Source organism: Streptomyces sp. NPDC005774, assembly GCF_042871645.1.
GTDB classification, from domain to species: Bacteria; Actinomycetota; Actinomycetes; order Streptomycetales; family Streptomycetaceae; genus Streptomyces; species Streptomyces pratens.
The window spans coordinates 1-13,371 of record NZ_JBIAIV010000092.1; the positions used below are offsets into that span (position 1 = coordinate 1).

Annotated in this window: 11 protein-coding genes and 2 pseudogenes; 4 read left to right on the forward strand and 9 right to left on the reverse strand. The window is 70.9% G+C overall.

Features of this window, described 5'->3' with window-relative positions:
* Positions 1–113 precede the first annotated feature (113 nt).
* Complete coding sequence (locus tag ACFYQA_RS38170; RefSeq protein WP_388928216.1) at positions 114–347, forward strand: hypothetical protein; 234 nt, start codon at positions 114–116, stop codon at positions 345–347.
* Between the two features lie 245 nt (positions 348–592).
* Positions 593–982, forward strand: coding sequence for a hypothetical protein (locus ACFYQA_RS38175; RefSeq protein WP_388928218.1), 390 nt, complete (start codon positions 593–595; stop codon positions 980–982).
* A gap of 76 nt (positions 983–1,058) precedes the next feature.
* Here the strand turns inward: ACFYQA_RS38175 and ACFYQA_RS38180 are convergent, their stop codons facing one another.
* The 4 genes and pseudogenes from ACFYQA_RS38180 to ACFYQA_RS38195 form a co-directional block, all read right to left on the reverse strand.
* The gene (locus ACFYQA_RS38180) at positions 1,059–2,030 is read right to left on the reverse strand and encodes a helix-turn-helix domain-containing protein (RefSeq protein WP_388928221.1); all 972 of its coding nucleotides are present in this window, start codon (positions 2,028–2,030) and stop codon (positions 1,059–1,061) included.
* 282 nt (positions 2,031–2,312) lie between these two features.
* Positions 2,313–2,780 (reverse strand): annotated as a pseudogene (tpg, locus tag ACFYQA_RS38185) (telomere-protecting terminal protein Tpg); the annotation flags it as partial.
* Between the two features lie 92 nt (positions 2,781–2,872).
* The gene (locus tag ACFYQA_RS38190) at positions 2,873–3,700 is read right to left on the reverse strand and encodes an IS3 family transposase (protein ID WP_388928241.1); all 828 of its coding nucleotides are present in this window, start codon (positions 3,698–3,700) and stop codon (positions 2,873–2,875) included.
* Between the two features lie 5 nt (positions 3,701–3,705).
* Positions 3,706–4,032 carry a transposase gene (locus tag ACFYQA_RS38195; protein WP_388928224.1) on the reverse strand — a complete coding sequence of 109 codons (327 nt, stop codon included), beginning with the start codon at positions 4,030–4,032 and terminating at the stop codon, positions 3,706–3,708.
* Positions 4,033–4,071: 39 nt separating this feature from the next.
* On the opposite strand from ACFYQA_RS38195, the pseudogene ACFYQA_RS38200 reads away from it, so the two are divergent.
* Positions 4,072–4,488, forward strand: a pseudogene (locus ACFYQA_RS38200) (helicase); the annotation flags it as partial.
* Between the two features lie 594 nt (positions 4,489–5,082).
* The gene (locus ACFYQA_RS38205; RefSeq protein WP_388928227.1) at positions 5,083–8,058 is read left to right on the forward strand and encodes a tetratricopeptide repeat protein; all 2,976 of its coding nucleotides are present in this window, start codon (positions 5,083–5,085) and stop codon (positions 8,056–8,058) included.
* A 387-nt stretch (positions 8,059–8,445) separates the two neighbouring features.
* On the opposite strand, the gene ACFYQA_RS38210 is transcribed toward ACFYQA_RS38205, so the two are convergent.
* From ACFYQA_RS38210 to ACFYQA_RS38230, 5 genes are all read right to left on the reverse strand, one after another.
* The gene (locus ACFYQA_RS38210; protein WP_388928230.1) at positions 8,446–9,495 is read right to left on the reverse strand and encodes a hypothetical protein; all 1,050 of its coding nucleotides are present in this window, start codon (positions 9,493–9,495) and stop codon (positions 8,446–8,448) included.
* A 174-nt stretch (positions 9,496–9,669) separates the two neighbouring features.
* Positions 9,670–10,224, reverse strand: coding sequence for a telomere-protecting terminal protein Tpg (gene tpg / locus ACFYQA_RS38215; RefSeq protein WP_388928233.1), 555 nt, complete (start codon positions 10,222–10,224; stop codon positions 9,670–9,672).
* 114 nt (positions 10,225–10,338) lie between these two features.
* Complete coding sequence (locus ACFYQA_RS38220; RefSeq protein WP_388928236.1) at positions 10,339–11,697, reverse strand: replicative DNA helicase; 1,359 nt, start codon at positions 11,695–11,697, stop codon at positions 10,339–10,341.
* A complete protein-coding gene (locus ACFYQA_RS38225) occupies positions 11,694–12,806 on the reverse strand; it encodes a hypothetical protein (RefSeq protein WP_388928238.1) in 1,113 nt (370 codons plus the stop codon). Before ACFYQA_RS38225 ends, ACFYQA_RS38220 begins: the two co-directional genes overlap by 4 nt.
* Before the next feature lie 271 nt (positions 12,807–13,077).
* On the reverse strand, positions 13,078–13,338 hold the full coding sequence (locus ACFYQA_RS38230) for a helix-turn-helix domain-containing protein (protein ID WP_388928244.1): 261 nt from the start codon (positions 13,336–13,338) through the stop codon (positions 13,078–13,080).
* Between the last annotated feature and the right edge of the window lie 33 nt (positions 13,339–13,371).

Genomic DNA, 13,371 nt, shown 5'->3' on the forward strand with positions numbered 1-13,371 from the left:
TCGACCCCGGCGACGGTAGAAGCCGGCACGCCCGACCACATCCCGAACCCCTGCGAATCACCCCAACGAGGCACCCTCAGAAGATCTGCACCCAAAGGACAAGAGCGGTCATCGTGGACCAGGGAAAGGGCACCCTCAGCGTGCCACCGATCTGCGTCATACTCCCCGACGCCCAGGAAGTCCGCGGACGGCTGCACGCCCGCCGGCAGGTGAAGGACGGCTGGCTCTACCAGGTAGGAATCCTGCTGTGGCAGGACGGCATTAACGGCTCCGCCGAACCCGCCGAGCAACGAGTCTGGGTGAGTCCCGCACACGCTCGCCCTGTACCCGGTGTCTCCTACGAGTGAACCGCCCCGGGTTTGATGGAGACATCGAAGACCCGGAAGGATGCTGATCATGGCTGCCCACCCGCTCGCGGTCGTGACCAGTACCGTCAGCAGCAGACAGGGACAGTCCACGATCACGTGCCGCTTGCGGCCCGCGACCTTACCCCTCGCCCAGTCGGTGGGCGGCCGGCAGTTGGCGCGCGGTGCCAACTGGTTGGCACCGGCGGACAACGACGGGCCCGCCGGCTACTGCCACGCTCCAGGTCATGAAGATAACCGGAAAGCTCACCGTCGTCGGGGTCGCGGCCGCTGCCCTCGCCGGCGCCATGACCGTCGCGGCTCCCACCGCCTCCGCCACGTCCTACAACGGATGCGCGTATCCTCGCGTCTGCTTCTACCTCACCGCCAATGACTGGTCCGCGGCGGCGCCCAATGCCTCGTACCGCGACGTCACCACCTCGTACCAGAGCCTCGGTTCCAACAGCCGAGGCGCGAACCACGTGTGGAACACCCGCAACGACGACCGGGCGTATCTCCGCTACACCCAGGACGGCGGGACCTACTACTACTGCCTCAAGCCCAACTCGGGTGTCACGTTCAACTCGTCGCAGACTGTGACCGGCGTCAGGATCGACACGGCGGCCACCTGCCCGTAAGCACGTCACATCACGCCATGTGAACCCCGCCAGCCGCAAGGGCGTGGCGGGGTTCACGCATCGGGGCGTGGCCGGGCTACTGCTGGTGCTGCCGACGGTAGTCCTGAGGGCTGAGTCCATAGGCGGCGCGGAAGGCGCGGCTGAAGTGCGCGGGGTCGGCAAGGCCCCAGTGGGCGGCGATGGCGCGGACCGGCCGGGAGCGCAGACCGGGGTCGGCCAGGTCGCGACGGCAGCGCTCCAGCCGGCGGGCGCGGATCCAGCCGGCGACGCCGGTGTCCTGGTCCTGGAAGAGCCGGTGCAGGGAACGCAGGGAGATGTGGTGGGCCGCGGCGATCGCGCCCGGGGACAGGTCCGGGTCGCCCAGGTGCTGCTGGATGAAGGCGTGGATCTTCATCAGCAGGACCCGGTGGTGGGTCTGGGGCGGCATTGACGCAGCGGCGTCGAGGTGGTGGGCGAGGAAGGCGGTGAGCAGGTCGAGGGTGCAGGTGGCCAGGCGGGCGCCGTCCGCCGCGGTGTAGGTGGCGGCGCCCGCGGTCAGCTGCGTGAGGTAGCCGGACAGCACAGCGCCCATCCCCTCGCGTCCGGGCAACCTCACGGCGGTGAGCCGGTCGACCTTGTTCGCCGGGAGCGGCAGCAGGGCCCGGGAGAATTGCACCATCACCCCCTTCACCGTGTCCGCGCCGGCGGCCGTCCAGCCGTGCCAGGGGCGCGAGGTGTCGTAGAGCATCACGTCCCCGGGGCCGATGGTGGTGTCCCGGCCGGCCTGGAGTATCCGGTTGCCCCCACGCAGGACCAGCATCAGCTGGTAGGAATCAGGATCGGATTGCCGGATCAGCCGCGCCGACCGGCGGGTCTCCAGTGACGGGTAGGTCAGCGCGGACACCTGTACCGCGCCCAGGTCCAGCACTCGCGCGCTCGCCCGGAAGTCCGCCTCGTGGTCGCTGCGGATCACGTTGGGTATCAACGCGCTGGCCGTCATGTCGTGCCAGGAGCCGAACCGCTCGGCCACCGGCAGATCCTTCGTCCGGAACTCCGTCACCAGCACCATTCATCCCCCAGTACGTTGCCGCATCCAAGACCGTCTTGTCGGCGGTGAGCTCAACCCGCACGACCATGCTCTGGCCCTGGATCCGGCGCTGTCACGTTGTTGAGCGCCTGACCGCGTGTCGGGTGTGGTGGGGCCGGGTCCCGGCTTTCGTGCTCACGCCGCGGCCGGCAGGCCGGCGACGCCGGTGACCTGATCCCGGATCGCGAAGCACGTGGTCATCTCGGCGCGGTAGCCGAACGTTCAGTCACAGCCGGACGCCAGCGCTGGCCCCGCCCTGGCCGGCTACAGGTCGAATGCGAGGTGCTCAATGTCGGTGAGCTCCACCGCCAGGCCGGTGGCGCGGCGGCCTCCGTCGCGGAAGTAGACCTCGCCCAGGCCTTCGGCGGCGAGGTCGCGCAGCTGCCGCTCACCGGCGCCGGCGTCCTGGGCGTCGAACAGGCGGGCCGCGTGCTGCGGGGGCAGGGCGAGGGTGAGGTGTCGGATCCGGGCGTCGTCGGTGGTGCCGGGCGCGGCGGTGAAGCCGAACCGGGCGCGGGTGTCGATGACGATGCCGCCGGTGGTGGCTGCCTGCTTGCGGGCCTGGGCGCGGACGCGGGGCTGCCACCGGGCGCGGACCGTGTCCTCCAGGCGCTGCGCGAGGTCGGCGCGGGGGCGGCGGATCTGGTCTTTCATGTACCGCTCCACGGTGCGCTGCGAGACGCCGAGCAGGTCGGCCACGGCGCGGGGGCCCTTGAGCTGCCTGACCAGGTGTGGTGCCGTCGTCGTTCACTACGCTGAGCACGGACGATGCCTTCCCGGCCGGTGCTGCGAACACCGGTCTTGCTCGGTGACCTATCCGTCAATCACCCGGGAAGGTACGCCCTTCCCGGGTGGATCCACAGGTTCTGAGCATTGCTCTCGGCGGCGGCCTCATCAGCGAGTACGGATACGCCGCGTGACCTGCGGCGACGACTTTTCGAGCGGTACACGTTGTCGTACGCATCGCCGACGGAGCCGATCGAGGCCGCGATGCCGGCCGTGTCCAGGTGTTCGGCTAGTCGGAAACTGGTGTACTGGCTGTCCGCGTCGCTGTGGTGTATCAACTCGCCGCGAGCATAGGGATATTCATCGCGGTCGCGCTGCCACAGTGCCATCTCCAGAGCGTCCAGGACGAGCCGGGTCTCCTTCGACGTCGCGGCGGACCAGCCGACGATCCGGCGGGAGAAGGTGTCCACGACGAAGGCGACGTAGACCACCCCGGCCCAGGTCGCCACGTGCGTGAAATCCGCGACCCAGCAGCGATTCGGCGCGCCGGCGACGAAGTCGCGGTCCACCCGGTCCGGGGCCCGCTCGGCCTGCTGGTCCGGAATCGTGATGATGACCTTCTTGCCGCGGACGGCGCCGGCGATGCCCAGCTCGCGCATCAGCCGTTCGACGGTGCAGCGGGCCACCGCGTGACCCTGCCGGTTCAGCTCCCGCCAGATCTTCCGGGCCCCGTAGACACGGTAGTTGTCGGTGTGGACCTGGCGGATCCGCTCCTTGAGCTCCGCGTCCCGCACGGTACGGGCAGACGGGACGGCCAGGCGTCTCTTGTGGGCGTAATAGGTGGAAGGGGCGATCCTGCAGTCGTGCTCGGTGAGCGTCCTGCAGATCGGCTCGACCCCGCCGAAGCGGTCCCGGTGCTCGTCGATGAACGCTACGAGCGTGTGTGTGGCCGGTCGAGCTCGGCCGCGAAGAAACTCGCCGCGGCCTTGAGGATCTCGTTCGCCCGCTTCAGTTCGGCGTTCTCCTTCTTCAACGCCTTGAGCTGGGCGGACTCCTCCGTCGTCGTCCCCGGACGCGTCCCTACGTCGGTCTCGTGCTGCTTCACCCAGTTCCGCAGCGTCTCGCGGGAGCCGATGCCGAGCTTGTCCGTGACCGCCTGCAGGGCGGCCGTCTCGTTCGGGTGGTCGTCGCGCACTTCGGCGACCATGCGCACCGCGCGGCGGCGCAGCTCAAGCGGGTAACGGGAGGGTCGTGCCATGACTCGATCCTTTCATGAAATCGAGTCTCCATTCGAGCCGGGGCGGTTCAGGAAGCGCGGCGCGGCCGGCGCCTCGCCTTGCTGCAGACCGCACTGTTGGAGCACGCAGCGGCGTACAACCTGCGCACGGTCATGACCTTCCACCAGAAGGTGGAAGAAGCCGCCGCGTTCGCGGAAAAGCTGCCGCAGACCGCAGCCGAACTGTACGTCACCGACGTCTGCGATGACGACCTGGCCGCGGCGGACAAACTGCCAAGGTCCTCCATCGACGCGGAGTTCTACGAGCTGGAGGCCGGCCGCCACGTACCCCCGGACCGCGTCTGGTCGGCCTGGCTGTGCGGCGACCACCTCGTCGCCGAACGCCGCGAAGTGATCCGGCAGTTCGCAGGCGGCATCGACGCCGCCGGCCGCCGGGTGCACCGGGCGTTCCTCGCGAGCTGCCGGGTGCTCGGGAAGGCGTCGACCCCGGCCGTGAACCCCCGCACCTCGACACGAAAACCTCAGAAAACAGGCCGACCAGGGGCTCTCCCCGGTCGGCCTGTGCAGGTCCGAGAATGACCTGGTTCTTACTGAGCGCGTTCCCGCTTCAGCTCCGAGTCGCGTCGTAGCCACCGCTGGTGATGTACGCCCCGTTGCGGCATTCCGCCTTCTGGTACCCCAACCTCTTCGGTCCGTTGATGGGCGAGCCGGAGCTGCAGGTGACCCAGACCGTCACGTAGTACCCGGGGCACTGCACGTGGAATCTCCCAGCGCCTCCGCTGCCGGCATTGTCGAACCACTCCGTGCACGCTGCCGCAGGGGACTGCACCGCTGTGGTTGTCGTTGAGGCGGCCTGTGCGGGCACGACCATCGTGCCGATGGCCACGGCGGCTCCGAGTCCTGCACTTGCAAGTGCGTGACGCAGTCGCATCGTTCTCTCCCTGTTTGTTGGAGACGGTTGGAACTGACACCACTGTGTTCGACAGGTATAGGACGATTCTTGGATGAACCTTGAAACGGCTGCTGGGAGTTTGTCCCGGGGCTAGGGTTCCGGCCGAGGGGGTGATCGGGATGGCGGTGGAGTTTGGCTTACTCGGCACAATTGAGGCGCACGTCGATGGCCGTCCGGTGGATGTGGGACACCTTCGGCAACGGTGTGTGCTAGCCGCTTTGCTCGTGGACGCCAACCGGATGATCTCGGTCGACGAGCTCATCGACCGGGTGTGGGCAGGCCGGGCGCCGCAGCGGGCCAGGGAAACGCTGTACAGCTATCTGTCCCGTCTGCGCCAGACGCTGGAGGCCGCCGCGGAGGAGGTGCGGATCGCGCGGCAGCCCGGCGGCTACGTCCTGAAGGTGGACGCGACAGCCGTGGACCTCCACCGGTTCCGGGACCTAGTCGCGCAGGCCCGGACGACCGGCGACGAACAGGCGGCACTGATGGGACGAGCGCTGGAACTGTGGCGGGGGGAGCCGTTCGCCACCGTGGACACCCCGTGGTTCTGCGACCTGCGCCAGGCCCTGGAGCGGGAACGGCTGTCGGCCGAGCTGGATAGCACCGACATCCGATTACGGAGCGGGCTGCATGGCGAGCTGCTACCCGTGCTCACCGCCCGCGTGGGGCAGCACCCACTGGATGAGCGATTGGCCGGCCAGTTCATGCTCGCCCTGTACCGCAGCGGACGAGCCGCCGACGCCCTGGCCCACTACCAGCACGTCCGGGGGCAGCTGGCCGAGGAACTGGGAATCGACCCCGGCCAAGCACTGCAGCGCCTGCACCAGCAGATCCTCACCGCGGACACGGCCCTCACCGCGCCCGTCCCCCGGTCGGTGTCCGCCACAGGGCCGGGGCTATCGCCTGCGCCGGTGTCCCGGCCCGCCGTCGTGCCGCGTGAACTCCCGCCCACGGCCGGTACCTTCGTCGGGCGGGAGGACCAGCTGACCGAGCTGGGGGCCCTGCTCGGTGACGGGGACGGGGATCCGGACGCCGCCCCGGTGCCCGTCGTCACCGGTGCTGCGGGGATCGGGAAGACCACTTTCGTCCTGCACTGCGCGCACCGGCTCACCGGCTGCTTCCCGGACGGCCAGCTCTACCTCGATCTGCACGGCTTCTCCCCGGGCACGGAACCGCTGTCCCCCAGGCAGGCGCTGGAGCGGCTGCTGCGTTCGCTCGGTGTGGCGGCCGAGGAGCTGCCCGGGACGGCCGAGGAGCAATCGGCGCTGCTGCGGACGCTGCTGGCCGACCGGCGCGTCCTCGTCGTGCTGGACAATGCGGCCGGTGCCGAGCAGGTCCGGCCGCTGCTGCAGGGCTCACGCCGGTGCCGGGTCGTGGTGACCAGCAGGCAGGCGCTGCGCGGTCTGCTGGTCACGCACGAGGTGTATACCTTCGTCTTGGACCTGCTGACACCGCAGCAGGCGCGGGAGCTCCTGGAGCGCCTGCTGGGCGCCCGGCGGGCGGCCGACGCAGGCGACGCGCTGGCCGAGCTGGCCCGGTTGTGCGGTTATCTTCCCCTGGCGCTTCGGCTGGCCGCCGCGCATCTGGTGAGCCGGCCCCGGCTGGGTCTGGAGGAGTTCGTCGCGCGGCTGCGCCGGGAGGGCCGGCTGTCCGTGCTGGCAGTGGAGGACGACCTCCACGCGGGGGTGCGGGCCGCCCTCGAGCTGTCCTACGCCAGCCTGCCCGCCCCAACCCGCCGGACGTTTCTGCTCGCCGGCCTGCACCCGGGGCAGGAGTTCGGCACGGCGGCCGTGGCGGTGCTCGCCGGCCGGTCCGTGCGGGAGGCCGGCGAGGAGCTGGACCGGCTCGCCGGCCTGTACCTGGTGGAGCAGACCGGAGCCGACCGGTGGCGGATGCACGACCTGCTGCGGGAGTTCACGGGCGCGCGCCTGCGGCAGGAAAGCACGGCGCAGGAACGGGAGGCGGCCGGGCGGGAGCTGGCCGACTGGTACGCGGCAGCGTGCGCGGCGGCCATGGACCTGGTGGACCCTCACCGCCGCCGACTGCCGTCGCCGACGGCGGCGGTCGGCGCGGCCCGGCCCCCGTCGTTCGTCTCCGCCGATGAGGCCACGGCCTGGCTGGAGACCGAGTGCACCAACCTGGTCGGCACGATCCGCCTGTGCGCGCGGCACGGCTGGCACGACCGGACGGTGCGGCTCACCCACGCGCTGTGGCGGCACCTGCTCTTCACCCGCCGCACCGGCGACTGGATCGCCACCCATGAGCTGGCACTCGCGGCCACCCGTGCCGCCGGTGACGTCCGGGCCGAGGCGGAGATGCTCACCAACCTGGCCACGGCCCGCATGGTGACCGGGGACGGCGCCGAGGGGACCGCGCTGTACGAACACTCCTTGACGCTGCGCCGGGCCTGCGGCGACCGGACCGGCGAGGCCGCGACACGAGGCAACCTGGGAAACGCCTACTACCTGAGCGGACGGTACGACGACGCCGCCGCCTGCTACCACGCCGCCCTGGAACTCTTCCGCGACCTCGAGGACACACGCGGCCAGGCCAACACGCTCAACAGCCTGGGCCGCCTCGCCGCACTGCACGGGCAGGCCACGCGGGCCCAAACCGCCTACGAGGAGTCACTCGCCCTCTTTCGCAAGATCGGCGACTCCCACGGGGAGGCGAACATCATGGTCAACCTTGGTGCGCTGCTGTCCGAACACGGCTCACCCGCCGACGCACGCACACACCTGGAACAGGCCCTCTCCCTCTTCCAGCGCCTCGGAGACCCCGCAGGCCAGGCCGAGACGCTGAGCAAACTGGGGCGGCTGGCCATACAGGAAAACGCGGCGGCAGACGCCCTGCCCCACCTCACACAGGCGCTGGAACTCAGCCGCCGCGCCCAGGACCAGGCCCTCGAGGCGGAGACCCTCGTTCACCTGGGAGAAGCCCACCGCGCGACCGGCACCCCCCACACTGCCCGGGAAGCCTGGCAGCAGGCCCTCGGCATCCTCGCCCGCATCGGGCACCCCGAGGCCGAACTGGACCGGATCCGCACCCTGCTCCACGCCCTGGCCCCGGACTCCCCCGCCCCCGCGGACCCCTGACCGGGACGGACGACGCCAGCAGCACCTACGAGACGTACAGCCAGGCGACCTTCCACGAGGGGCGTGTCAATTTGGATCTGGTTCAAACCCGATGGCCACTTAGCGTGACGTCAGTCGGGCGGGGCCGACTGAACAGCACGAACACCGAGCCGTGATACCGATCGGCAACGCAACGACCCGGCGATCCGTCAAAAACGTCAGTATGAAACCGGCAACCACCGTCAGCCACCCGCCCCCTGCTGTTGGTTCTGCGCCCTGGCACGTCCCTTCCTGGGTGGCCCGTGCTGCGCCGTGCTCTGACGTCCTTCGGGCCGGTGTCCGGTAGGCACGACGAGGGCCCCCAGGAGCGTCCTGGGGGCTCGGGTCGGCGCGTGCGACGGAAGGGGGTCAGCCGGTGCTGTCGAGGGCGTTCACGAGGTCGGCGGGGGCGGGGGTCGCGCCGGTGGCGAGGTGGCGTACACCGGGGCCGGGCGGGGGCCAGGCTGCGCCCCGGCCGAGCGGGTGGCGGCGGGAGGTCGCGGTGCGCCAGCCGTGCCGCTCGGACCACACCAGGGCGGGGGCCGGCGCCGCGGGGGCGTCCAGGGTGAGCGCGGCGACGCAGACGTCGTCCTCGGGGTGCTGGACGGTCGGCGGGGTGTCGGTGGCGGCCCAGCCGCGTGCGTGCAGGGCCTGGGCGACGGCGGCGAGGTACGGGCGTGCCTGGCGGCCGCGCAGGATGGCCGCGGCGCGTACGCCCGCGCGGCGGGTTTGGCCGGCCGGGTAGCCGAGTGCGGCGGCGGCCTGTGCGGCCGTCACCTTGCGCTGCTCCATGACGTCGGCCATCCGGTCCGCGCGGCACTGAGTCAGCGCGGCCTGCGCCGTGTTGCGGTGCACGCCCAGACTGTCGGTGACACCGGCCGCGGTGAGGGCGGGGTCCTGGTCCAGGAGCTGCGCGACGCGCGCGGGAAGCTGGTCGCGGGGGACCTGGTCCCCGGCGCCGATGGGCCGGCCCCCGCCGCTGCTGCCGGTGGGACGGCGGGGCGTGGGGGTGTGGTCCCGTACGACGCGGCGAGGCCAGTGCTCGACTCCGCCCGCGAGCACCAGGTGCTTGCTCACGGCCGGATCCTTCTTGCGGCGGTCCCACATCTGCGGGGGCATCCCGCGCAGCGCAGCGGCTTCCTGACGGTCCAGGAGGTCTTCGTCGTCGTCCGTTGTCGGCAGCAAAGGGACAGGGAGGCCGGCGAGATGCGCGTCGACCTGCTCGCCGTCGTAGAGCCGGGTCCGGCCCGCGTTCAGCGGGGCGGGGAACCCCTTTGCCAGGTGCCGTCCGGAGTTCAGCAGGGTCTGCACGGCGATGCCCTGCTGCGCGGCGATGTCGGCGAGGGTGCGCACCAGGTGCTGGCGTCCGGCGCGGATCATCTGGTCCTCCCACCATCCGGCGAACCACCGGAGACTCATCAAGAAAACAGTATGGATTTTACTACCGTCCGGGGGTGTCGGGATAAGCTGCCATCCGAGCACGCGCCCCCTGGGCGGTGTCTTGGGTCGGCCGGCACCCGTGCCACCCGCCTCCGGGCGGACTGAGGGTGCCGGCCACTTCGCTGACGGGCCTGGACGTCCCGCTTGTCCCCGCTACAGGTCGAACTCCACGTGCTCGACGTCCGTGAACTGCACCTCCAGGCCGGTCGCGCGGCGGCCGCCGTCGCGGAAGTACACCTCGCCAAGGGCCTCGGCCGCGAGGTCGCGCAGCTGCCGTTCGCCGGCACCGCGATCCTGGGCGTCGAAGAGGCGGGCCGCGTGGTGCGGGGGCAGGGCGAGGGTGAGGTGTCGGATCCGGGCGTCGTCGCTGGTGCCGGGTGCGGCGGTGAAGCCGAACCGGGCGCGGGTGTCGACAACCAGGCCGGTGCTGGTGGCGGCCTGGCGGCGGGCCTGGGCGCGGACGCGGGGCTGCCAGCGCTGGCGCACGGCGTCCTCCAGGCGTCGGGCGAGGTCCGGGCGGGGCCGGCGGATCTGGTCCTTGACGTACCGTTCGACGGTGCGCTGGGTGATGCCGAGAAGGTTGGCCACGGCGCGGGTGCCCTTGAGCTGCTTGACCAGGTACCGCATCTGCGCGCCGGCCGACTTCGGTATGGGGCGGGTGAACGCTCCTTGTACGGCCCGCTCGAGGCCGTCTCCGACGATGCCCATGCAGGGCTCTCCTTTCAAGATCGGCTGTGTGGACCGCTGCGCAGCGATCACGCCCGGGCCGGGGCAGTTGCCCGGCGCCGGGCGGAACGGGCTGCACAGCGGCGTCCAGGGCGGTTATAGGGCGGGTTCTTCGGCGGCGGACATGTCGCGCAGGCGGCTGTAGTGGAACTGGTGGGCCACCGTGACCGTGGCCGTGGGTCCGTTGCGGTGCTTGGCCACGATCAGGTCGGTCTCCCCGGCCCGCTCGGACTCGGGCTCGTAGTAGTCCTCGCGGTGCAGCAGGAGGATCGCGTCGGCGTCCTGCTCCAAGGCGCCGGAGTCGCGCAGGTCGCTCACCGCCGGCTTCTTGTCCTGGCGCTGTTCGGGGCCGCGGTTGAGCTGGGCCAGGGCGATGAGCACGGCCCCGGTGTCGGAGGCGAGGATCTTCAGTTCGCGGCTGATCTCGGTGACCCGCTCGTAGGGCGACTGCCGGGCGTTGCGCTGGTCGGTCTGCATCAGCTGGAGGTAGTCCACCACCACCAGCGGGGCCCGGCCGGTCTCGCGGACGATGGTCTTGATCCGGGAGCGGATCCGGGCGGGGCTGACGCGGGCGGAGTAGTCCATCCACAGCGGCAGGTCGCGGAGTTCGGGGGTGTGCCGGTCCAGGCGGTCCCAGTCGTCCTGGGTCAGGCCGTCGACGCCGTCGCGGATGTGGTGGAACGCCACCCGGGCCCGGGCGGACAGGATGCGGTTGCTGACCTCGGCCCGGCCCATTTCCAGGCTGTGCACGAGGGTGGGAGCGCCGGTGCGGGCGTTGGCGGTGGCGACGCCGAGGGCGAACGCGCTCTTGCCCATGGCCGGGCGGGCGGCGACCACGATCATCTGCCCGGGCATCAGCTTCATCAGGACGTCCAGATCACTGAAGCCGGTGACGGCGGCCGCCGGAAGGGACACCGCCAGGCTGTCCAGGTGGGCGTCCAGGTGGTCCCCGAACCGGCCGAAGTCGTCATCGTCCGCCTGGCCGTCGGCGGCGAGGTACTCCAGCTCCGCCTGATGGGCGGCAATGGTCTCCGGCACCGACAGCGGGTCCGCCAGGCGGGCGCCCTGCATCCCGCGCACGAGGGTGCTCTGGTAGCGGCGCACCTGGGCGTAGCCGTGCACCAGGTCGGCGTAGTGGCCGGCCTCGGCCGCCGAGCACGCCTCGCTCGCGAGCCGGGACAGGCCGACCACACCGCCCGCGCGCTCCAGGTCGCCGGTGCGGCGCAGCTCCGCCTCCACCACCGGCACGCCGGTCGGCCGGCTCGCCCCGTGCAGCCGCTGCACCGCCGACCACACCAGCTCGTGCGCCGGCTCGTACCAGTCGCCCTCGCGCACGGCCCGCGCCACGTCGGCCACCGGGTCGTACGAGGGGGTCGCCATCAGGCAGGCACCCAGCGCGCGGCGCTCCGCGTCCACGGAAACGGCCCGCTCCTGGTCCAGGGTCTGCGTGGTCACTTGGCTGCCTCCACTTCGCTGCGGGTGATGCCGGGGTGGGTGCAGCGGCGCTGCGGGCCGCTGTCGTCGTCGTCCAGGAGCCAGCCGTACTCGTCGCACGCGGGGCAGGCCGCGATGACGGCACGCGCCGCGGCCGGCCGCGGGCTGCCGCCCGGCGCGGGAGCGGTCTGCGGGCGCACCAGCGCGTAGCGGCGCAGGTCCTGCACCCAGCCGGGCAGGCACTTGACCCAGGACTTGGCGCCGCCCGTGTTCCGCAGAAGATCGGCCTCCAGCAGCGCGCGGTCCTGAGCGGCCATGCCGACCAGGGACGGCCAGCCCTGCTCTCGCATCGTGGCCAGCAGCTTCGGCGCCACCCGGCGAGCCGTGGCCGCGCCCGCCTGCCAGCGCTCCATCTGCTGCAGAAACTCCCGGGCCGCCGAGAGCTCCTCCGAGGAGAACTCCGCCCCCTCCCTCTGTGACGGAAGCGACCCCGAGCGGCCAGTGAGGGGGTTGGGGGAGGAGGAATCCTCCTCCTCCGGGGGGTGTGGGGGGGCGGAGCGGATCGCGGGTTTCCCGCATTCCGGCTCTGACCAGGCGAAACGCGGGTTTTCGGATCGCGGGTTTTCCGCGATCCGGCTCTGACCAGGCGAAACGCGGGTTTCCCGCTGTGCGGAGCCGAGGGCGTCGGCCGGATCGCGGATTTCCCGCATTCCGGCTCTGACCTGCGCTGATGCCGCGATGCCGAGATCGACGTACTGCTCGTTGTTCGCGGGGTTCCGGTAGACCCGAGTGACCCAGGTAGGGCGCTGCGTGGTGTCGTCGTAGACCGAGACGCGGGCGAGGTGGCCGGCCTTCGTCAGGCGCGCCGCGATGGCGTTGTAGCGGTCCTTGCCCATCTTCCAGCCACGGGCCTGGAGGTCGGCGCGGATGGCTTCCATGGTCGACGGCAGGCGCGGGTCACGGAGCAGCAGTTCTGCCAGGACGCCGAGATCTTCTGGCTGCAACGTGGGTGTGCGCACCAGCTCCCGCCGCAGGATGACCTCTTCTGGCGGCTCCCAGGCGCGTTCCAGGTAGGTGGACCCGAAGTCCTCGCCAGCAGGGCCGGCGGGCGGGTGATGTGGGCTGTGCAAAGGAGGACATCTCCCCAAGTAGGGGAGTCGTGATCAGAGAGTGTGACGTACTGCCGACCCGGGATAGTGGCGATGCGCGCGAAGCCGCGCATATCCTGGGTATAGGTGACCACGCGGACTCTAGGGTCCACGGGCATCACCCGGCAGACGAGGTCACCTCGCTGCTCACGACTCGGGTTCCTGGAAGTTCGTCGAGTCGATCGCTAGGAAGCGGTCCCGTTGTGGCGACGGGGCCGCTTCGGCGTTTACGGGCCGGTTGGCATCAGTCTCCTTATCCAGCCTGTCGTTCTGGTTCCGAAGCCTGTGCTGCCTCTGGATGCTTTGCCGCCCAGCCGTTCAGCAGGCGAACGTAAGCCTCGAGGTGACGTCGGCGAGGTTTCGCCAAGCCGGTCTCCCAGCGATGGAAGGCCACGCGGGTGACACCGAAGACTTCGGCGACTTCTTCTTGCGTCAACCCGTCGGCTTTCCTCAGTGCGTTGCGGCAAAGGGAGTCCCTGTTCGATGAGCAGGGGCTTCTTCGTGTGCGGGGCATGATCGCGGAGGGGTAGGGGCAGGCAGCGGACGG